The 19,635-nt window shown below is 67.3% G+C and carries 16 protein-coding genes and 1 tRNA gene; 7 read left to right on the top strand and 10 right to left on the bottom strand.

Annotated features, from left to right (window positions below):
* Positions 1–93: 93 nt before the first annotated feature.
* Together nudC and ACFFN1_RS12545 are read left to right on the top strand one after the other, a co-directional pair.
* Positions 94–1,074, top strand: a complete 981-nt coding sequence (gene nudC, locus ACFFN1_RS12550; protein WP_376841121.1) for an NAD(+) diphosphatase — start codon at positions 94–96, stop codon at positions 1,072–1,074.
* Positions 1,056–3,209, top strand: a complete 2,154-nt coding sequence (locus ACFFN1_RS12545) for an ATP-dependent DNA helicase UvrD2 (protein ID WP_376841120.1) — start codon at positions 1,056–1,058, stop codon at positions 3,207–3,209. Before nudC ends, ACFFN1_RS12545 begins: the two co-directional genes overlap by 19 nt.
* Before the next feature lie 68 nt (positions 3,210–3,277).
* Here ACFFN1_RS12545 and ACFFN1_RS12540 read toward each other — a convergent pair whose 3' ends face one another.
* Positions 3,278–4,168 carry a hypothetical protein gene (locus tag ACFFN1_RS12540; RefSeq protein ID WP_376841119.1) on the bottom strand — a complete coding sequence of 297 codons (891 nt, stop codon included), beginning with the start codon at positions 4,166–4,168 and terminating at the stop codon, positions 3,278–3,280.
* A 769-nt stretch (positions 4,169–4,937) separates the two neighbouring features.
* Here ACFFN1_RS12540 and ACFFN1_RS12535 point away from each other — a divergent pair.
* Complete coding sequence (locus ACFFN1_RS12535; protein WP_376841118.1) at positions 4,938–5,483, top strand: M48 metallopeptidase family protein; 546 nt, start codon at positions 4,938–4,940, stop codon at positions 5,481–5,483.
* 82 nt (positions 5,484–5,565) lie between these two features.
* Here ACFFN1_RS12535 and ACFFN1_RS12530 read toward each other — a convergent pair whose 3' ends face one another.
* Positions 5,566–6,138 carry an NUDIX hydrolase gene (locus ACFFN1_RS12530; protein WP_376841117.1) on the bottom strand — a complete coding sequence of 191 codons (573 nt, stop codon included), beginning with the start codon at positions 6,136–6,138 and terminating at the stop codon, positions 5,566–5,568.
* Entirely contained in the window at positions 6,107–7,597 is a 1,491-nt protein-coding gene (locus ACFFN1_RS12525) for a zinc-dependent metalloprotease (RefSeq protein ID WP_376841116.1), read from the bottom strand. The genes ACFFN1_RS12530 and ACFFN1_RS12525 overlap by 32 nt, the downstream gene beginning before the upstream one ends.
* Before the next feature lie 232 nt (positions 7,598–7,829).
* Here ACFFN1_RS12525 and ACFFN1_RS12520 point away from each other — a divergent pair, with 232 nt between their 5' ends.
* A complete protein-coding gene (locus tag ACFFN1_RS12520; protein WP_376841115.1) occupies positions 7,830–9,029 on the top strand; it encodes a YlbL family protein in 1,200 nt (399 codons plus the stop codon).
* A 24-nt stretch (positions 9,030–9,053) separates the two neighbouring features.
* Positions 9,054–12,065 carry a UPF0182 family membrane protein gene (locus ACFFN1_RS12515; protein ID WP_376841114.1) on the top strand — a complete coding sequence of 1,004 codons (3,012 nt, stop codon included), beginning with the start codon at positions 9,054–9,056 and terminating at the stop codon, positions 12,063–12,065.
* Positions 12,066–12,351: 286 nt separating this feature from the next.
* On the opposite strand, the gene ACFFN1_RS12510 is transcribed toward ACFFN1_RS12515, so the two are convergent.
* The 7 genes from ACFFN1_RS12510 to ACFFN1_RS12480 all read right to left on the bottom strand — a co-directional run bounded on the left by ACFFN1_RS12510 (position 12,352) and on the right by ACFFN1_RS12480 (position 17,910).
* Positions 12,352–12,428: transfer RNA gene (locus tag ACFFN1_RS12510), tRNA-Met, on the bottom strand.
* A gap of 114 nt (positions 12,429–12,542) precedes the next feature.
* Positions 12,543–13,814: an aminotransferase class I/II-fold pyridoxal phosphate-dependent enzyme gene (locus tag ACFFN1_RS12505; protein ID WP_376841113.1), complete on the bottom strand. Its 1,272-nt coding sequence runs from the start codon at positions 13,812–13,814 to the stop codon at positions 12,543–12,545.
* A complete protein-coding gene (gene hisN / locus ACFFN1_RS12500) occupies positions 13,807–14,604 on the bottom strand; it encodes a histidinol-phosphatase (protein WP_376841112.1) in 798 nt (265 codons plus the stop codon). The genes ACFFN1_RS12505 and hisN overlap by 8 nt, the downstream gene beginning before the upstream one ends.
* Before the next feature lie 103 nt (positions 14,605–14,707).
* Complete coding sequence (gene rsgA / locus ACFFN1_RS12495; RefSeq protein WP_376841111.1) at positions 14,708–15,748, bottom strand: ribosome small subunit-dependent GTPase A; 1,041 nt, start codon at positions 15,746–15,748, stop codon at positions 14,708–14,710.
* A 2-nt stretch (positions 15,749–15,750) separates the two neighbouring features.
* Positions 15,751–17,073, bottom strand: a complete 1,323-nt coding sequence (gene aroA, locus ACFFN1_RS12490) for a 3-phosphoshikimate 1-carboxyvinyltransferase (RefSeq protein WP_376841110.1) — start codon at positions 17,071–17,073, stop codon at positions 15,751–15,753.
* Positions 17,074–17,078: 5 nt separating this feature from the next.
* On the bottom strand, positions 17,079–17,558 hold the full coding sequence (locus ACFFN1_RS12485; protein WP_376841109.1) for a DoxX family protein: 480 nt from the start codon (positions 17,556–17,558) through the stop codon (positions 17,079–17,081).
* Between the two features lie 148 nt (positions 17,559–17,706).
* A complete protein-coding gene (locus ACFFN1_RS12480; protein ID WP_376841108.1) occupies positions 17,707–17,910 on the bottom strand; it encodes a cold-shock protein in 204 nt (67 codons plus the stop codon).
* A gap of 699 nt (positions 17,911–18,609) precedes the next feature.
* On the opposite strand from ACFFN1_RS12480, the gene ACFFN1_RS12475 reads away from it, so the two are divergent.
* Entirely contained in the window at positions 18,610–19,290 is a 681-nt protein-coding gene (locus tag ACFFN1_RS12475; protein WP_376841107.1) for a sigma-70 family RNA polymerase sigma factor, read from the top strand.
* The gene (gene rsrA, locus ACFFN1_RS12470; protein ID WP_376841106.1) at positions 19,287–19,583 is read left to right on the top strand and encodes a mycothiol system anti-sigma-R factor; all 297 of its coding nucleotides are present in this window, start codon (positions 19,287–19,289) and stop codon (positions 19,581–19,583) included. Before ACFFN1_RS12475 ends, rsrA begins: the two co-directional genes overlap by 4 nt.
* Positions 19,584–19,635 lie beyond the last annotated feature (52 nt).

Raw genomic sequence — 19,635 nt, 5'->3', positions numbered from 1 at the left:
GAGGATCCGCATCCGCCGTGGCCGCCTGCGGTGCTGTCCACACATCTGCCGGAGTGCGAAGCGGTGTCCGCGGCCTTCGCTACAGTGGGAGACATGGAGCCCCTCCCGATGCTCGAGCCGGCCAGCCTTGCCCGCAGTGCGATCGACCGCAACGATATGGCACGCGGGGCCGACGGTGACCTCTCCGAGCTGTGGCAGCGCCCGCGTGTGCACGGGATCCTCGCCCACCGCGGCTATCTGCTCGTCGCCTCCGGCGGACTGCTGCCGGTTGCCGAGCAACAGGTGCCGCACGACTCCACACAGATCTATCTGGGCGTCGACGACACCGATACGCATTGGATCGGCATCGACCTCAGCGATGACGGCCGGGCGGCAGTCGATGCGTCGCTGGCCGCCCAGCGCGACCGCGACGCCGTCGACTTCTTCGACGCTCCGTCCAGCGGCATCCAAGCAGCCGAGCCCACCTGGCTGTCGCTGCGCGAGATCGCAGAGGCCCTCAGCGACCGCGATGTCGGCCTGGCCTGTGAACTCGTCGCCGTCGGCAACTGGCACCGGACGCACACCCATTCCCCACGCAACGGCGCACCGACAGTGCCGATGCGCGGCGGCTGGGTGCGCCGCGATTCGGAAGCCGGCAGCGAACACTTCCCGCGCACCGACCCGGCGGTCATCATGGCCGTGGTGCACACCGATGATGACGGCACCGAGCGGATCCTGCTCGGCAGCAACGCCGCCTGGCCGGCAGACCGCTATTCGGTGCTCGCCGGATTCGTCGAGCCCGGAGAGACCCTGGAGAACGCCGTGCTGCGCGAGGTGTGGGAAGAGGCGCGGGTCCCGTGCCGCAACCCCCGCTATCTGGGGTCGCAGCCGTGGCCGTTCCCTGCTTCGCTCATGCTCGGGTTCAGCGCCGAAGCCGAGACACTGGACTTCCAAGCCGATATGGTCGAGATCTCGATGCTGCGCTGGTTCACCCGCGAAGAGCTGCGCGAGCAGTCCGCCAGCGGCGCGATCTCGACGCCGGGCAGCGTGTCGATCGCCGGGCAGCTCATCTCTGCATGGCTGCACAACGCATGACCCCAGCCCCCAACCCTCCACACGGCCAACCGCAGCCGAACGCTGCCAGCGGTCCTGGCGCCTCGGGCGCGGCAGAACGACTCCTCGACGCGCTCGATCCCGAGCAGCGGCAGGTGGCCGAGCACTTCGACGGTCCGCTCGTCGTGCTCGCCGGTGCCGGCACCGGCAAGACCCGGGCGATGACGCACCGGATCGCCTATGGCGTGCACAGCGGCCAGTTCCGGCCCACCGAGGTGCTCGCCCTGACCTTCACGTCCAAGGCCGCCGGCGAGATGCGTTCGCGGCTGCGCGGCCTCGGTGTGCCGAGCGTGCAGGCGCGCACCTTCCACTCCGCGGCGCTGCGGCAGCTGCGGTTCTTCTGGTCGGCCTTCGCCGAGGGCCCGTTCCCCGAGGTGCTGGCGCACAAAGCCGGAGTGCTCTCGCAGACGCTGGCCGGCCTCGGCTACGAACCCGAACGCGAAGTCGTCCGCGATGTCGCCGCCGAGATCGAATACGCTGCTGTGTCACTGCTCGGCGTCGAAGAGTATCTGCAGGCTGCGGAGAATCGTGAGCTGCCTGAGGGCATCGACATCGGCGGGATGGAGCGGATCATGCTCGCCTACTCGGAGCTGAAATCCCGCCGCCGTCTCATCGACTTCGAGGACGTGCTGCTCGTCCTCAATGGGGTGCTTGGCACCCGCGAGGACATCCTCGCCAAGGTCCACTCCCAGTACACCAGCTTCGTCGTCGATGAGTTCCAGGACGTCTCCCCGCTGCAGTACGATCTGCTGCGCCGCTGGCTGGGCAGGCGGGAGAACCTGTGCGTCGTCGGCGACCCCGCGCAGACGATCTACACCTTCGCTGGGGCGACGGACTCGTTCCTGCTGGGCCTGCGCCGCGACCTGCCCAACGCCACGACCGTGCGGCTGGTGCGCAACTACCGCTCCAGCACCGATATCGTCGAAACCGCCAACCGGCTGCTGGCTCACACCGGCAGGGGAGCGCTCGTGCTACAGCCGACGCATCCGCGGTCCGGGCCGGTGCAGTACTTCGAGTACAGCGACGACCAGGCAGAGGCCGCCGCCGTCGCCGAGGCGATCGCCGCGGAGCTGGCAGCCGGGCGGGCCGCGCAGGACATTGCGGTGCTGTTCCGCACCAACGGGCAGAGCCAGGCCTATGAAGAGGCGCTTTCGGCGCGCGGCATCAGCTATGTGCTGCGCGGCGGCGAACGGTTCTTCGCTCGGCCCGAGGTCAAGCAGGCGCTCGTGATGCTCAACGCCGCGACCCGCACCCATGGGATCGCGCCCCTGCACGACGTGGTGCGCGAGGTGCTGGAGAACACCGGCTGGTCGGCAACGGATGACGCCCGGGTGGGCGCTGCGCGTGAGAAGTGGGAATCGCTGCGGGCGCTCGTCGATCTGGCCGAGACGATGCAGGCCGAGTCCGAGGTGCCGGTTCCCTTGGAGCGGTTCGTCGCCGAACTCGCCGACCGGCAGGAGCACCAGTTCGCCCCGCCGATCAACGGCGTCACACTGGCTTCCGTCCACGCTGCCAAGGGCCTGGAATGGGACAGCGTGCATGTCGTGGGTCTGAGCGAAGGACTCATGCCCATCAGCTACGCCACCGAACCGGCAGAGATCGCCGAGGAGCGGCGGCTGCTCTATGTCGCTGTCACCCGTGCCCGCAAGCAGCTGCGGCTCAGCTGGTCGAAGGCCCGTCACGCCGGCCGCGCTGGCAGCCGGCGGCCCTCGCGGTTCCTAGCCGAACTGCGCGGCGAACGCGTGCAGCGGCCGCAGACAGCGCGGCGCAGCAGGGCAGCCGGCAGCGCACACGGGCGCGATACGGTGCTGTGCCAGAAGTGCCAGAAGGTCCTCGTCAATGTCGTCGAACGCCGGATCGGGCGCTGCGGCGACTGCCCCGGAGAGATCGACCCGCAGCTGCTGGAGGCACTGCGGGCCTGGCGCAAGCAGACCTCGGAGGAGAACCGGATACCTGCCTATATGGTGTTGACGAATGCGACGCTCAATATGCTCGCCGAGGTCGCACCCCGTGACCGAGAGGCACTGGCTCGGGTGCCGGGAATCGGTGCGGTGAAGCAGGAGCAGTTCGGCGAGGCGATCATCAGCGTCGTCCACCAGCATCAGAACGGCCGCTGAACCGCAGCAGCCTGTGAACCGCGGTGCTGCGTGAATCGCAGTGCTGAATGAACCGCAGAAGCTGCTCATCACACGCTGCTGAGCATCTGCGGCACCGAAGCCTGACAGCTGCAGCTGGGATGGAACTGCGGTGTGCGCTCCTCCACCGCGCCGGTGAGGGAGAAGACGAGGTCGGTGACCATATCGCTGCGTCCGAGGATGTGATCGCGCAGCTGGGCAGCCGTCTGGGCGAAGGACAGCGCACACAGCACGGGATCGACCTGCCCGGCTGCCGGTGTCTGCTGCCACAGCCCCTGCCAGGCGGCGAACCAGTTCTCATCCTCATCGCTGCGGAAACCGAACGCGCACGCGGTGCACGGGCTCTGCTGCGCACGGACGATGTGGGACAGCCGTGCCTGCTGCTGGCCGATGGTGAGATGGCAGTGTTCGATCTCGTGGTCGTGCAGGAACCCGGCTCCGACGGCGTCTTCGACCCACACGCCGGTCATGACGACGAGCGGACGGGCGACGGTGAGAGCGTCCTCAGCGCGTTCGATGATCTCCACCCGCATACCAGCCGACACGAGCTGGGCGTAGAGGCCGCGGCGCAGCGGTCCGAGCACCAGCACATGGGGTGCGGTCAGCTGACCGGCGGCCGTGCTGGGCTCGAGGCGGCAGCCGGCGGCATAGGCGTCGATATGCCCGGCCGTGCCGGCGCGGGCAGCGGCGTGCTCAGCAGGGATGAGGGCGCCTGCTTCATCGAGCAGCGACAGCAGTGACGCAGCTCGGGCCGGACTGACGTTGAGCTGCGCGGCACGGGCGTCGAAGTCACCGGCCCCGATGCCCATCCGGACGGCGCTGATGAGCTCCGCATCTGCCGCGGTGAGCCCGTCGATGAGCACCGGGTCGTCGATGCCGAACTGCACACATGTGCCGCTGCGCCAGACCACCGGAACCGACCGGTAGAGCTGATATCTCATTGCCGTGAACCCCCCTTGTTCACCGGCATCGTAGTCCGCCTGAGAGCACCGAAGACAGACCTGGGTGGAAAGTGTGGAAAACTCCGGGCCGACAGCCTGCTGGCGGGCTTCCGCCGCAGCCGCGCGGCACGGCTGCGCGGGGCGTGATGAGAGCTGTGCGGCGACAGCAGAGGGACAAAAGAGACCGGGCGAACGCACCCCTGACATGCGGTGTCATGCACACGCTGCCGGAGCTGTTCGCCCGGTCGACGCCCTCAGCCGCTCGCGAGGTTCGTGAACCTTCCCCCAGCCCACGAATCTCGGGTTTTCCGAGGGTCTGACTCCTCAAACTATGTTGCCCGCCGCGCCCACGTCAACAGAGTGCGGCCCAGCCCCTGTGCATGAGGTGTGGAAAACGCCGCATACTGGTTCCGAATACGTGGATAACGGTGTGCATGCTCAGGTGGATTCTCTTCCGCACGATCCCGCTATGCCGCCTCTGACATGAGCAATCGTCGTATCAGCAGGTGTGGACACAGAGAAAATCCAAGAAAGATTTTCTCCTGGTGCTTCCAACGGCGTGGCGGCTTGGAGAATCTGGTCACATGTGGAAGATGGGCGGCTGTCGGGTGGGCTGCGTCACGCTGTGCTGTCGGGGGAGCAGAGGTGCTCAGCAGCCGGTGTCAGTGGCACGTGCGAAGATGAGCGGCGGAAGAACGAGCGGTCGGGGCGGTCGGCTGGCGCGCTGGCTGTGTGGCTGCAGATAGGGCCGATGAGAAGAGGAGATGACGTGGACGTCGCGGATGTGCGTGCAGGGATCGACGACGGCAGCATCACGCTGCGCCGCTCTGCCAGGCGCCGGAAGACGATCTCGGCGACGAAGACTCCGCTGGGCTACCAGCTGGCAGTTCCGGCCCGCTTCGACCTGGAGCGCAACCTCGGCACCATTGCTCGCCTCATCGCGCGTCTGGAGCGTCGAGCAGCATCCTCGGCGCCCGGGGACGCTGAGCTTGAAGCTCGTGCTGCTGAGCTGAACAGGCGGCTGTTCGACGATGGGATCCACCCGAGCTCCGTGCGCTGGGTCGGCAACCAGCGCACGCGCTTCGGCTCGACCACCTCGGCGACGGGTCAGATCCGCATCTCCGACAGGCTGCGCGGCGTCCCGGACTGGGTGCTCGATGCTGTGCTCGTCCACGAGCTGGCACACCTGCGCGAACCCAATCACTCGCCGGACTTCCACGCGCTGGCGGCACGCTATGAGCGCACTGCGGATGCCGACATCTTCCTCGCCGGCTTCAGTCACGGGGAGGCCGCAGCCTCGCAATCAGGCGGATAGGACTAACCTACGGTTCGCAGGCTGACCGGCGAGGTGCGGGCATTCCTGCTGGTGCCGCTGGGGCGCTGCCGCGCCCGTGCGCTCAGCTGGCGGCAGCGGTTCGGGCGGCCTCCCACAGTGTGTGCAGGCGGTCGGTCAGGTCCGGCATGAGGTCCTCCGGCAGCTCGGTGAGGCTGAACCAGCCCAGAGCATGGGACTCGGCGGATCTGCGGGTCACGGCATCACTGGGCACATCGGCGGCGAAGAGCACATCCCGATGACGTGTGCAGCTGCCGTGGGCGGCTGAGAGCACATACTCGCTCACCTCGACAGGGGCGGGGGAGAACCAGCGCCAGCCTGTCAGCCCGGCCTCCTCGGACAGCTCCCGGGCCGCGGCAGCAGCGAACGATGCGTCTGCCGGTTCGATATGGCCGCCGAACTGCATCCACCGGCCGGTCTTCCGGTGCCGCTGCAGCAGCACCTGCCCGCCGTCTGCTGCCAGGTCGAAGACGATGCAGCTGGCGGTGAAATGCTCGCCGCTGTCGGCCTTGGACAAAGCGGCAGGCCCCGCAGCGAGGAGGAACTCTGCCTGCGGGGCCTGGCCGGCGCTGCTGAGCTCAGCAGCGAAGCGCGTGAGCTCGCGCTCAGCGTGCATCGCCGGAATCGGATTCGTCACCAGAGCCGGAATCGGAGTCAGTGTCGGAGTCTGTGTCGTTGCCGGAGGCGGAAGCCTCACCCGCACCGGAATCCGCCTCGCGCGCACCGGAGTCCGCATCGCCACTGCCGCCCGCATCGCTGCCGGCGCCTTCGCTCAGGATCTTCTCCAGCGCCTCATCGATCGCCGATTCACTCGACCAGGCCTCCTGGCGGCGCTCACGGTAACCGAGCGGATCATCGAGATCCTTCGTCGTCGGCAGCAGATCCGGATGGGTGAAGACATGGTCACGGGCCTCAGCGCCCTGCGACTGCTCAAGGTAGCCGAACAGCGCCACCGCATCGCGCAGGCGGGTGGGCACCAGCTCCAGGCCGACGAGCTCGGCGAAGCGGCGATCAGCTGAGCTCTGGGTCGCCAGCCGGCGGTGCAGCGCCTCACGGATCGCATCGCGACCGGTGAGCGCCTCGCAGGCGGCATAGGTGACGACATCAGCCCAGCCGGCGATGACGGAGAGCAGATTCTGCACCTGCTCGAGCGCCTGCGCCTGCTGCGGCGTCTGCTGCGGATTGAACAGACCCTCCCGGACTTCTTGGCTGACCTGTTCGAGGTTGCTCGGATCGATCTGCGCGGCCAGGCCTTCGATGCGGTCCATATCGACTTCGATGCCGGAGGCGTACTTCGCCAGCGCGGTCTCGACGTGACCGGCCAGCCACGGGGCGCGCTTGAACAGCCACAGATGTGCCAGCTCGCGCACCGCCAGGTAGATGCGCAGCTCCTTGGGATCGACATCGAGCTCAGCAGCCGCGCCGACGACATTGGCGTTGACGAGCACCGGGCGGTCACCGCTCACCAGCGGCAGCCCGATATCAGTGGAGGTCAGCACCTCGCCGGAGAGCCCGCCGAGCGCCTCGCCCAGCTGCACGCCGAACATCGAACCGGCCATCGAGCCGAACATCTGCGAGGCCCCCGCCAGCATCGGCTTGAGCTCTTCAGGCGCCTGCTCGGCGATCGTGCCGGTGAGCGCCTGCGTCATATTCGTCTGCACCGGCGACAGGAACCTCTCCCAGCCCTGCAGCGACTGCTGCACCCACTCCCTGCGGGTCAGCGCCTGCGCATCGCCGAGGCTCGTCGGCTGATCGGTGACCTGCCCCAGCCACAGCTCCGCGATCCGGAAAGCGTCGCGGATCGTCGCCAGCGTCTCCTCGCTGGCAGCCGGATCCGGGGTCGGCACCGACTGCTCAGCAGCCTGCACCGCAGCCTTCTGCGCGCCTGCGCCGCTCATCATCTCCTGCAGCTGCTGCATGATCCCGCCGAGCATCGCCGGATCGAATGGGAAGCCGCTCGGCATGCCCTGCTGACCGGAGCCATCGCCGGGACCGCCGAAGCCCGCACCGCCGCCGGGGCCGAAGAACATGCCGAACATATTGCCGAAAGGACTCTGATCGTCAGGCTGTTGTTCGCGGTCGTTCTCATCGCTCATGGTGACCCCCTGGTTCGGAGCGGGCAGTGGTATTCCTGTCAGGCTAACGGCACAAGCTGGTGAAATGTTCCAAGCGCGCGCGGCTGACACACCGGTTTCGTCCTCGGCGAAACCGCACGCGGCCAGCCGGAATCCGGCTGCGGCGAGCCGGTTCCTGAGTGGTTCGCAGGCAGTGCCTCGTCTAGACTGGATCAGGTCTGTTCACTGGTGCGTGTCGAAAGGGTTGAACCACGTGACGAACACCGTCGGTGCCGGTTCGGCACAGGATCCTGAGCCGGCTCACGGCAGCCAGTCTCAGCCCAGTTCCGGCGCCGCGCAGACCAGCCCTGCCACCGCCTCGGGAACGGCCGGTGAGAACGCGAAGAAGCCGCGTGCACGCGCCGGCGGAGTGCTCTCCGGGATCCTCACCTACAGCCTCGTGCTCGTCTGCGCGCTCGTCCCCGTGCCCTATCTGCTGCAGATGCCCGGACCGGTCGTCAACACCCTCGAACCGGTCGACGGTAAAGATCTCATCACGATCAGCGGCACCGAGACCTATGAGGCCGACGGCCAGCTCGACATGCTCACCGTCGCCGTCGCCGGCGGGCCGGGCAAGAAGGTCTACGCCTCCGAGGCGCTGCGCTCGGTCATCAGCCGCACCCAGACAGTCGTGCCGAACGAGACCTTCTACCCGCTGACCACCACGCGGGAGGACGTCTCCGGCGAGAACACCGCGCAGATGGCCTCCTCGCAGGACACCGCGACCGCCGCAGCGCTCGGCGAGCTGGGCATCGACTACTCCTCTGTCACCACCGTCGCCGAGGTGGTGGCCGACTCCCCAGCCGATGGTCACGTCGAGCCAGGTGATGAGATCCTCTCGATCGACTGCACCGACGTCGCCGGCGACCCCGAGGCCGCGAGCGCTGTCGCAGCTGCGGTGACGGAAGCGGACGGCACCGTCGAGCTCGGCCTCCTCCGCGGTGAGGAGGAGATGAGCGTCGAACTGGAGCCGACGCCGGTGCACGGGAAGAAGATGATCGGCATCTCGATGCAGCAGAGCTTCGACTTCCCGTTCGACGTCACCTTCAACGTCGAGGACATCGGCGGCCCGTCCGCCGGCATGGTCTTCGCGCTCACGATCATCGATGAGCTCACCCCCGGCAACCTCACCGGCGGCGTCCCGATCGCCGGCACCGGTGCCATCGAGGCCGATGGCACCGTCACGCCGATCGGCGGGGCCCGGCAGAAGGTGAGTGCCGCCTCGGACGCGGGAGCCGAGTACTTCCTATCCCCGCGGGACAACTGCGCGGAGGTGCTCGACGCCGCCGCCTCCACCGATCTTCATGTCGTGCGCATCGATACGCTGTCCGATGCCCACACGGCGGTCAAGGACATCGCCGCCGGCAACACCGACAGCCTTCCTCAGTGCGATGCCTCCCAGGGCGCACACTGATATCGCTTCGACGAAAGGGAACGAGTGACGTTTTCGGCCGGTCAACCCCGCAAGCCTGCCCGCAGCGGCGGGTCGCAGGGGCGTTCGACGAAGGTTTCGCCGCTGCTCCTCACGCTCATCGGCGTGGCCGTGGTGCTGGGCCTGTTCGTCGTGTTCGCGCAGCTCTACACCGACATCCTCTGGTTCGACCAGCTGGGCTTCCTGCAGGTCTTCACCACCGAATGGATCACGAAGATCGTGCTGTTCCTCATCGGTGTGCTCGTCATGTCCGGACCGCTGTGGCTGTGCCTGAGCCTCGCGCACAGCAAGCGCCCGGTCTACGCCCCGACGACGCCGCAGCAGGAGAACCTCGACCGCTACCGTGAGGCCATCGAGCCGCTGCGGGCGGTTGTGACGATCGTCGCCTCGCTCGTCGTCGGTGTGCTCGGCGGCATCGCGCTGTCAGCCTCCTGGCAGGAGGTGCAGATGTTCCTGCACTCCACGCCCTTCGGCATCGACGACCCCGAGTTCGGCATGGACGTGTCGTTCTTCGTCTTCCAGCTGCCGGTCCTGCGCATGGCCGTCGACTACCTCGGCATGGTGGCGCTGCTGGCCTTCATCGGCTCGCTCGTGGCTCACTACCTGTTCGGCGGACTGCGTCCGGGTGAGCAGCGCGGACTGGATATGAGCCGGGCCGCCCAGGTGCAGATCGCCGTCACCGCCGGCATCCTCATCCTCATGCAGGCCGGCCGGCTGTTCGTGCTGCGCTTCGAATCGCTGACCAACACCGGCGGCATCGTCACCGGTGCGACCTACACGACGAGCAACATCACACTCCCGGCGATGCTCATCATCGCGCTGGCCGCCCTCGTCGTGGCCGCGCTGTTCATCGCCAATGCCTTCCGCAGCATGTGGAAGCTCTCGATCGTCTCGGTCATCATGCTGCTCGTGCTCGGCGCGGTGTCCGTCATCGGCCTGCCGACAGCCGTGCAGCAGTTCCAGGTCTCGCCCTCGGAGCAGTCGCTGGAGCGCGAGTTCATCCAGCGCAACCTCGACGCCACCCGGTATGCCTACGACATCGAAGACGTCGATGTCATCCCGTACTCGCCGACCACCGAAGGCGAATCCGGTGCGCTGCGCGCGGATGCCGAGACTGCTGCCTCGGTGCGTCTGCTCGACCCGAACCTCGTCTCCGATACGTTCCGCCAGCTGCAGCAGCAGCGGCCGTTCTACAGCTTCCCCGAGCAGCTCGACGTCGACCGCTACCGCATCGATGACGAGATGCAGGACACCGTCATCGCGCTGCGTGAGCTCAATCCGGACTCGCAGGCGGACTCCTCATGGCTCAACCAGGCTGTCGTCTACACCCACGGGTTCGGCATCGTGGCCGCCTACGGCAACCGCCAGGGCAATGACGGCCAGCCGTCGTTCCTTGAGGCCAACATCCCGCCGACCGGTGAGCTGGGGGAGTACGAGCCGCGGATCTACTTCGGTGAGCGCTCACCGGTGTACTCGATCGTCGGCGGCCCCGAGGGATCGGATCCGCGCGAGATCGACTACCCGGCCGATGGTGAGGATGGTGAGGCGCAGGTCTACAACACCTTCTCTGGTGAGGGCGGCCCGAGCGTCGGAAACCTCTTCAACCGGCTGGTCTACGCCGTGAAGTTCCAGGATGAGCAGATCGTGCTCTCCGATGCGGTCAATGCGAAGTCGCAGATCCTGTATGAGCGCACTCCGCGTGAGCGCATCAAGCGGGTCGCGCCCTTCCTCGAAGTCGACGGCGATCCGTACCCGGCGGTCATCGACGGGCGCATCAAGTGGATCGTCGACGCCTATACGACGAGCCCCAACTACCCGTACTCGACTCCGCAGGTGCTGCAGGACGCCACGCAGGACTCGAACACCGAGCGCAGCAACAGCCAGCAGGCGCTGCCGCCGCAGCAGGTGAACTACATCCGCAACTCCGTCAAGGTCACCGTCGATGCTTATGACGGTGAGGTCGACCTGTATGCCTGGGAGGACGACGATCCGGTCCTGCAGACCTGGATGAAGATCTTCCCGGACCTGTTCAACTCCACGAAGGATATGAGCGCTGAGCTCATGGCGCACGTGCGCTACCCGGAGGATCTGTTCAAGGTCCAGCGTTCGCTGCTGACCCGCTACCACGTCGATGACGCGAACTCCTTCTACACCGGCCAGGACTTCTGGACGCTGCCGACGGATCCGACGGTCAATCAGGAGCGCAACCTCCTGCAGCCGCCGTTCTACCTGACGCTCAAGATGCCCGGCCAGGAGAAGTCGGCGTTCTCGCTGACCTCGTCGTTCATCCCACGCCAGGCGCAGGGACAGACTCGAAACAACCTCACCGGCTTCCTGGCAGCCAATGCCGATGCGGGTGAGGAGGCCGGCACCAAGAGCGAGGACTACGGCCGTCTGCGGCTGCTGCAGCTGCCGCGCAACACGACCTTCCCGGGACCGGGCCAGGCGCAGAACAACTTCAACACCGAGCCGGAGATCCAGTCGAGCCTCAACCTGCTGCGCCAGGGTGAGTCGCAGGTGCAGAACGGCAACCTGCTGACCCTGCCGGTGGCCGGCGGCCTGCTGTACATCCAGCCGGTCTACGTTCGCTCAGCTGGTGAGACCTCGTATCCGGTGCTGCAGCGGGTGCTCGTGGCCTTCGGCGAGCAGATCGGATTTGCGCCGACACTCGACGCGGCCCTCGACCAGGTGTTCGGCGGTGACTCCGGTGCCCAGGCCGGCGACGCCGGCCAGGAGCCCACGGACGAGGAGGAGGGCGCCACCGGTGGCACCGACTCCGGTGAGACCGCCGGCGAGGCCCTCGCCAACGCCCTCGACAAGGCGGCCCGCGCGATGGAGGACGCTGACAAGGCGCTCAAGGACGGCGACTTCGCCGCTTATGGCGAGGCACAGCAGCGTCTGCGCGATGCGCTCGACGAGGCCATGAAGGCTGAGAACGAGACGAATCCGGCTGACCGGGAGACCGATCCCGGCGATGCTGCCACCGAAGGTGCCGAGGACACCGGCGGCGGCAACTGAGCCAGCCTGCTCCGCGCCCGAGGCGGCGGTCACCACTGCGGTGACCGCCGCCTCGGCGTATGGGGGAGATGAGGGCATCAGGAGGTGGGAACCTGACGTCCGTGGGATCATGTGTGCGCGGCGTGCCTGCTGCTCAGCTCCACACGCCCTGGTCCAGCGAAGCGATGCCCTCATGTGCACCATCACCGCAGCCCTTTTTGAGCATTGACCCGCATTAGTCCGATTGTGCGTACAGTGGACATGAGAAAGGCCGCTGACCAGCGAAACTGCTGATCAGCGGCCTTTTTGGTGGCGGGGGGAGGATTCGAACCTCCGACCTCCGGGTTATGAGCCCGGCGAGCTACCTAGCTGCTCCACCCCGCGGCGCACATTCAACTATACGGCAGACCTCATGCGCAGCCAAATCTATGAGGGTGATGTTGTTAACACCTGCGTAACCGGGGCGTTGCCGACTTCACCTGAAGGTCGCCGTGGCCGTCAGCGGAGAGCCGCCGCGGCCGCGCGCACCCGTTCGGCCGCCTCGGCGGTGTCGTCCATGCCCTTGCAGAAGGAATAGCGGATGGTCTGGGCGAAGGCCTCGCTGATCGGGGTGCCGGCAGCGCACATTGCGGGGCCCGGGATGCCGGTAAAGCCATAGTCGCGGGTCAGACGCTCGTTGAGGGCATAGGCATCCTCATCCGTGGTGCCGGCGAAGTCGACGAGTGTGAAGTAGCCGCCCTGCGGCTGTGAGACCCGCACCCCGGGCAGCTCCTCGAAAGCCGGCACGAGGATCTTCGACCGTGCCTCCAGGCTGCGTGCCGTGGCCTGGGCGAAGTCCTCGTGGGCGTTGAGCGCCTGTGCCACCGCCGGCTGCAGCGGAGAACCACCGGTGAAGCAGAAGTACTGCTTCACCGCCTGGATCGCCTCACGGACCTCCGGCGCGGCGATCGTCCAGCCGATCTTCCAGCCGGTGATGTTGAAACTCTTGCCCGCCGAGGAGATCGACACGACCCGGGCCGGATCATCGACGATGCTCGCCAGCGCCGCATGCCTGTGCTCACCGAAGACGAGGTACTCGTAGACCTCATCGGTCAGAACCCACGCATCGTGCCGGACGGCCGCCTCATAGATGCGGGTGAGCATCTCCTCGGTGAAGACCATGCCGGTCGGGTTGTGCGGCGTGTTCACGATGATCGCCGAGGTCTGCGGGCCGATGGTGCGCTCGAAGGCCTCCCAGTCCGGGGTGAAGCCACCGGCACCGTCCTCGACGAGCCCGACGGTGCGCAGCTGTGCACCCGCGAGCACCGTAGCTGCGGCATAGGAGTCGTAGAACGGTTCGAACACGACGACCTCGCCGCCGCGGGGGACGAGCGCGACGATCGCGGCTGTCAGGCCTTCGGTCGCACCGATGGTGACGAGCACCTCGGCGGCGGAGACCGCCTGGCCGTAGCAGCGGCGACGCTGCTCAGCCACCGCATCGATGAGCACCTGGTGGCCCTGGCCGGGAGCGTACTGGTTGATGCCTGCGCCCATCGCCTCGGTCGCGGCGTCGACGAGGAAATCGGGGGTCGGATCGCCGGGCGATCCCTGCCCGAGGTTGACCGCATCGTGGCGGGCGGCCAGCGCGGTCATCTGTCCGAAGATCGTCTCGCGGATGGACCCGTCGGTGTTGACGAGGCCGGTCGACTGCGCCATCTGGTGCCAGGTGGGGGCAGCGAGCAGGTCCGGGTGGGCAGCGCTGGGCTGGCCCGATGAGATGGGATCAGACATAGGTGAGTACCTCCGCATGCAGTCGTCCGTTGGTGGCCAGGCCGTTGGCGCCGAAGGGCCCCGGCTGGCCGTCGAGATCAGTGAAAGCGCCGCCGGCTTCCGTGACGATCGGCACGAGGGCGGCCATATCGTAGAGTTCGAGCTCCGGTTCGCAGGCGGCGTCGACGGTGCCTTCGGCGACCATCATGTACGACCAGAAGTCCCCATAGGCGCGGGTGCGCCACACCGCATCGGTCAGCGCGATGAACCTGTCCCGGTCGCGGTGGTCGGCCCAGCCGGTGAGCGAAGAATACGACAGCGACGCATCAGCGAGCTCGCTCACCGTTGAGACCTCGATCCCCTCCGGCTCACCGCTGCCGCCGAGGCCTGCGGCCAGCTGCCGATGCGCGCCGGCATCAGCCGCGGCATACCAGCGCATCCCCAGCGCCGGAGCACTGACGACGCCGATGAGCGGCTGCTCACCTTCATAGAGTGCGATGAGCGTCGCATAGACGGGCACCCCGCGCACGAAGTTCTTCGTCCCGTCGATGGGGTCGACGATCCAGCGGCGGGCAGCCGTGCCGCTGCTGCCGAACTCCTCACCGTAGAAGGAGTCCGCCGGGCGCTGCTCGGCGATCGCAGTGCGCAGCATCTGCTCGACAGCCCGATCGGCGTCGGTGACCGGGGTCAGATCCGGTTTCGTCGAGACATGGAAGTCATGCGCGCGGAAGCGGGGGAGGCTGATGGCATCAGCCGCATCGGCCAGCTCCAGCGCCAGCGCGAGATCGTCAGTGGTGACGCGTTCGTCCATGGTGACACTGTAGCGGTGCGCCCGGCGGCCGCCGCTGCCCGGCCGTCATATGAACAGCGCAGCCAGCCTGCAGCAGGGCCCACAGCCGGCCCGCAGCCGGCCCTCAGTACGCTGGCTGCTGCAGTCCGCTCAGCAGCCGGCGCAGCGAGGCCAGCCGCTGGGCGCCGGCCTCACCGGCCCGGCCCGCGGCAACCCACGCATCGAGCGCGCAGTCCGGGGCGTCTGCCATATGCGTGCATCCGCGCGGGCAGTCGGCGGTTGCCTCGACGAGCTCATCGAAGGCCGAGAGCACACTGTCGGTGTCGACGTGGGCGAGCCCGAAGCTGCGCACGCCCGGAGTGTCGATGAGCCAGCCGGAGCTCGGCAGCGGCAGGCACAGCGCCGAGGACGAGGTGTGCCGGCCGCGTCCGGTGACGGCGTTGACATCGCCGGTCGCCCGGTCAGCCTCCGGGATGATCTCGTTCATGAGCGTCGACTTGCCGACCCCCGAATGCCCGACGAGCACTGAGAGTCGGCCGGTGAGCTGCGGCAGCAGCTGCGCGACCTGCGGCCGGCCTGCGGTATCGAAGCCGCAGGGCACGACGGTGACATCGGCATCGGCGTAGTAGTCGCAGATCGCGTCGATGGGTGCCAGGTCGAGCTTCGTGACGGCGATGAGCGGATCCATCCCGGCGTCGAAGGCCGCCACGAGCGCGCGGTCGATGAGCCCCCAGGATGGCTCGGGATCCGCTGCAGCGGTGACGATGACGAGCTGATCGGCATTGGCTACGAGCACTCGTTCGGTCGGATCGGTGTCATCGGCGCTGCGGCGCAGCAGCGTCTTCCGCGGCAGGATCTCGACGATGCGGGCCATCGTGCCCTCCGCGCCCGAGGTATCGCCGACCACCCTGACCCGGTCACCGGGGACGATCGAGCGGCGACGCAGCCGCGAGGAGCGCACACAGGTCACGACCGGCCCGCCGACCGGTGCGCTGCCGTCAGCGCCGTGCAGCACCACCCGGTAGCGGCCGCGGTCGACGGCGGTCACCATCGCCGTGGGCGCATCGGAGTAGTCAGGACGCTCCTTGGTGCGCGGACGCGAGCCCCTGCGGTTGGGCCGCGGCCGGTAGTCGTCTTCGGTGAAGTTGTCGTAGCGTCTGCCCATGCTCAGCGCTCGCCTGCCAGCATGCCTGCCCACAGCTGTGTGAACTCCGGCATCGTCTTGGCCACTGTGCCGACATCGATGACCTCGACAGCGTCGATGCACAGTCCGAGCACGGCAGCGGCCATCACCATGCGGTGGTCGTGGTAGGTCTCGAACGCCGCCCCGTGCGTCACCGGGGAGTGGATGGTGAGCGCATCGGCATGCTCGGTCACGCGTGCCCCGAGCTTCGTGAGCTCAGCAGACAGGGCAGCGAGCCGGTCGGTCTCGTGCCCGCGCAGATGCCCGATGCCGTGCAGCCGGCTCTTACCGGCAGCGCAGGCGGCCACGGCCGCGGTCACCGGGGTGAGCTCGCCGACAGCGGAAAGATCGGCATCGATCGCGGCCACCGACTCGAGCCCGGTGATGCACAGGGTGCCGTCAGCGAGCGCGACGCGGGCGCCGAAGTCAGCGGCCAGCTGCCGGAAGGCATCGCCGCCCTGCGTGGTCTGCGCCGGCCAGTGGGGCACGCACACCTGCCCGCCGGTGACGATCGCCGCAGCGAGGAAGGTGGCGGCATTCGACAGGTCCGGTTCGACGGTGACGGTGAAGCCGTGCGGCCGGCCGGGTGCGACCGTCCACGTGTCATCGCCGGTGGCCTGCACCTCGATCCCGGCGCGGCGCATCGTCTCCACGGTCATGTCGATGTGCGGGCGCGAGGGCACGCTCTCGCCGGTGTGCACGAGGGTGAGGCCGTCTGCGAAGAGGCAGCCGGCCAGCAGCAGCCCGGAGATGAACTGGCTGGAGGCCGAGGCATCGATCTCGACGCGTCCGCCGCGCACACCGCCGGGGGAGTGCAGCTCGAAGGGCAGGGAGGCAGCTCCAGGGGTGATGTCGACGCCGAGGCCGCGCAGCGCGGTGATCATCGTGTCCATCGGCCGCGCATAGGCCTGCGTATCGCCGTCGATGCGCACTTTCCGTCCCGTTGCGGCGGCCAGCGGCGGGATGAAGCGCATGACGGTGCCGGCCAGTCCGCAGTCGACGGCCGCTGCGTCCGTGCCCGAGGCAGTGGCCGGCTTCGTGCCCGAGGCAGTGGCCGGCAGCGGGGTGATCGTCACCTGGCCCGGGGTGGAGCGGTCGACCGCGGCGCCGAGGGCGGTGATCGCTGCGAGCATGAGCTCGGTGTCACGGCTGATGAGCGGATTCATGATCGTCGACGGTTCGGACGCGACCGCTGCCAGTGCGATGTAGCGGTTGGTCAGCGATTTCGAACCTGGAACAGTGACTGTGGCCCGCACCGGCGCGGTTGCACGCGGTGCGGGCCACAGTGACGTGGTGGGCTGGGTCATAGAGCTCAGCTGAGGTTGACGGCGTCCATCGCCTTGGCAGAGGTCTTCTCGACGTTCTTCCACAGATCGTCGGCAGCGTGCTGCACGCGCCAGGCCAGACCCGGCTTGCCGGCGGTGTCGACGCTGGCGAGCAGTGCGCCGCCGAGCATCGAGGTCTTCGTCAGCAGCGAGGTCTGCGAACGCTCCTCCTTGGGCGTGAGCAGCTGCTCGCCGATGACGTCGATGAGGTAGGTGCCCACGAGCACCGTGGAGGCCAGGCGCGGGAACTTGCCGATCGCGAGCATCGAACCGGCAGCGACCTGGGCGACACCGGTCGCACGCGCGGCCAGCTCAGGGTCGACCGGGATGTCCACCTGCTTGCGCACAGCGTTGATGACCGGGGTGATGGAATCGGCGGCGGCCTGGGGGTGCTTGATCCGGCTGATGCCGTTGGCGATGTATGCCGAGGCGAGCATGGGGCGGGCGATGAGACGAACCAGGGACACGGTGGTTTCCTTCCGATTGACGTCGGTGAGTCGAGCCTGCCACCAGCATAGTCGAAGTTCGCAGCACTGCTGCGTGGGGCGCCGGGCGATGAATCGCCTGAGCGGGGCCGCAGTCGTGCTGACTGCGGCCCCGCTCAGTGCAGAAGTCTCAGATGACGCGCACCGAGGTGGCCTGCAGGCCCTTCGGGGTGCTCTCTGCGGTGTACTCCACCGTCTGGTTCTCTTCGAGGCTGCGATAGCCGGTGCCCTCGATGGCGCTGAAGTGTGCGAACACATCAGCTGAACCATCGGACGGCTCGATGAAGCCGAATCCCTTTTCGGCGTTGAACCATTTGACGTTGCCTGTAGCCATTGCTTTTCCTTTGTGTTGAGATGGCCATCTTCATGACCGTGTGCCCCATGCTCGGGTGATCGAACATGTAAATCTGTGACGAGTGCACAGCAGGCGGAGATCAGCCCGGATGCGCTCTGCTGGAGAGATGAACATGCGCATGCTGCTGCCGGAGTCCGGTGTCAGCGGTTCGTCGCTGCCGGTCTCAGGGCCGGCGGAGACAAGCGCGGCGGAGCGGTGCATGCGGAACGGATCGCACAGCGGCGATCATGCGTGAGAAGGGGAACTGAGATAAACCAACCGAATCGTCTATTGGCAGGCCGCGCGAAGCCCCAGCTGCCGAAATGTACATCAGCACACCGATTTGAGATCCGCAGACGAAACCGGATGAGCCGAGGCGAATTCCCGATGATCGGAATTCAGCGCCTTGGACAGGTTTCACTGTATCACCGTTCGAACTCGGCAGAATCCAGTCTCCAGCCCCCAGACATTTCTGCTGCCGCACAGCCGATGCGCCTATGGGAGACCGAGCGTCGGAATGAACGCGGCTGCCGGAGTGTTGTCTGAGGTGAAGAACCCACCGGCACGCGGTGGCTAAGGAATCGACGCTCATGCGGCGGCGTCGGCAGAGTCCGGACGTCGTGAATGGACCGGCAGGAAGGGGCTGACGCTATGCCAGTGATAGAGGCGCAGTCGACGAAGCGCGTACCATGGACGGTGATGACGAAACCTCTTGCACCAGACGCGCCCGGGCCCTCACACGTGGAAAGCGAGTCCACTGCATCCGCTGAGGCTGTGGAGACTCCGGAAGAGCAGCATGCGCGCTTCGAACGCGATGCGCTCGAATACGTCAACCAGCTCTATGCCGCCGCGCTGCGGATGACGCGCAATCCGGCCGACGCTGAAGACCTCGTCCAGGAGACCTATGTCAAGGCCTATGCGGCCTTCCACCAGTACCGGAAGGGCACCAACCTCAAGGCCTGGCTGTACCGGATCCTGACGAACACCTTCATCAACTACTATCGGAAGAAGCAGCGCCAGCCGCAGGAGTCCAGCGGTGAGGGCATCGAGGACTGGCAGATCGCACGCGCCGCCAGCCACACCTCGTCCGAGGGCCGTTCGGCAGAGCTCGAGGCTCTCGACCACCTGCCGGATTCCGATGTCAAGGAGGCGCTGTCGAAGCTGCCTGATGACTTCCGGATGGTCGTGTACTACGCCGATGTCGAAGGCCTGCCGTACAAGGAGATCGCCGAGATCATGGATTCGCCGATCGGCACCGTGATGTCGCGTCTGCACCGCGGCCGGCGCCAGCTGCGCGAGATGCTCTCCGACTATGCGCGCGAACGCGGCTTCGGCGTTGCCGAGGCGGAGAAGAAGACCACCGAGGAGGTGACCTCATGAGCGAACAGCCGGCCCGCAGCGATGACTGCTGCCAGGAACAGGACCGCCAGCATCGGCTCATGCGGATCTACAACTACCTCGACGGTGAGCTGACCCGCGATGAGATCGACGTCATCAAAGATCACCTGGAGCACTGCCCGCAGTGCCAGGACGACTACACCGTCGAAGCAATGCTCAAAGAGCTCGTGCGCCGCTCCTGCTGCCATGAGCAGGCCCCGGCTGGGCTCGCCGAGCGGATCCGGGCGCGGATCGTCGTCGAGCGCCGCACCTACGTGCGCCGCACGTTCGGCTGAGAGACGGCATGGGAAAGGCGGGGCGGAGATCATATCTCCGCCCCGCCTTCGT

The organism is Brevibacterium otitidis (assembly GCF_042429315.1).
GTDB lineage: Bacteria > Actinomycetota > Actinomycetes > Actinomycetales > Brevibacteriaceae > Brevibacterium > Brevibacterium otitidis.
Note: the sequence above shows the minus strand (reverse complement) of the source record. Positions and strands in the feature narration are given on the sequence as shown.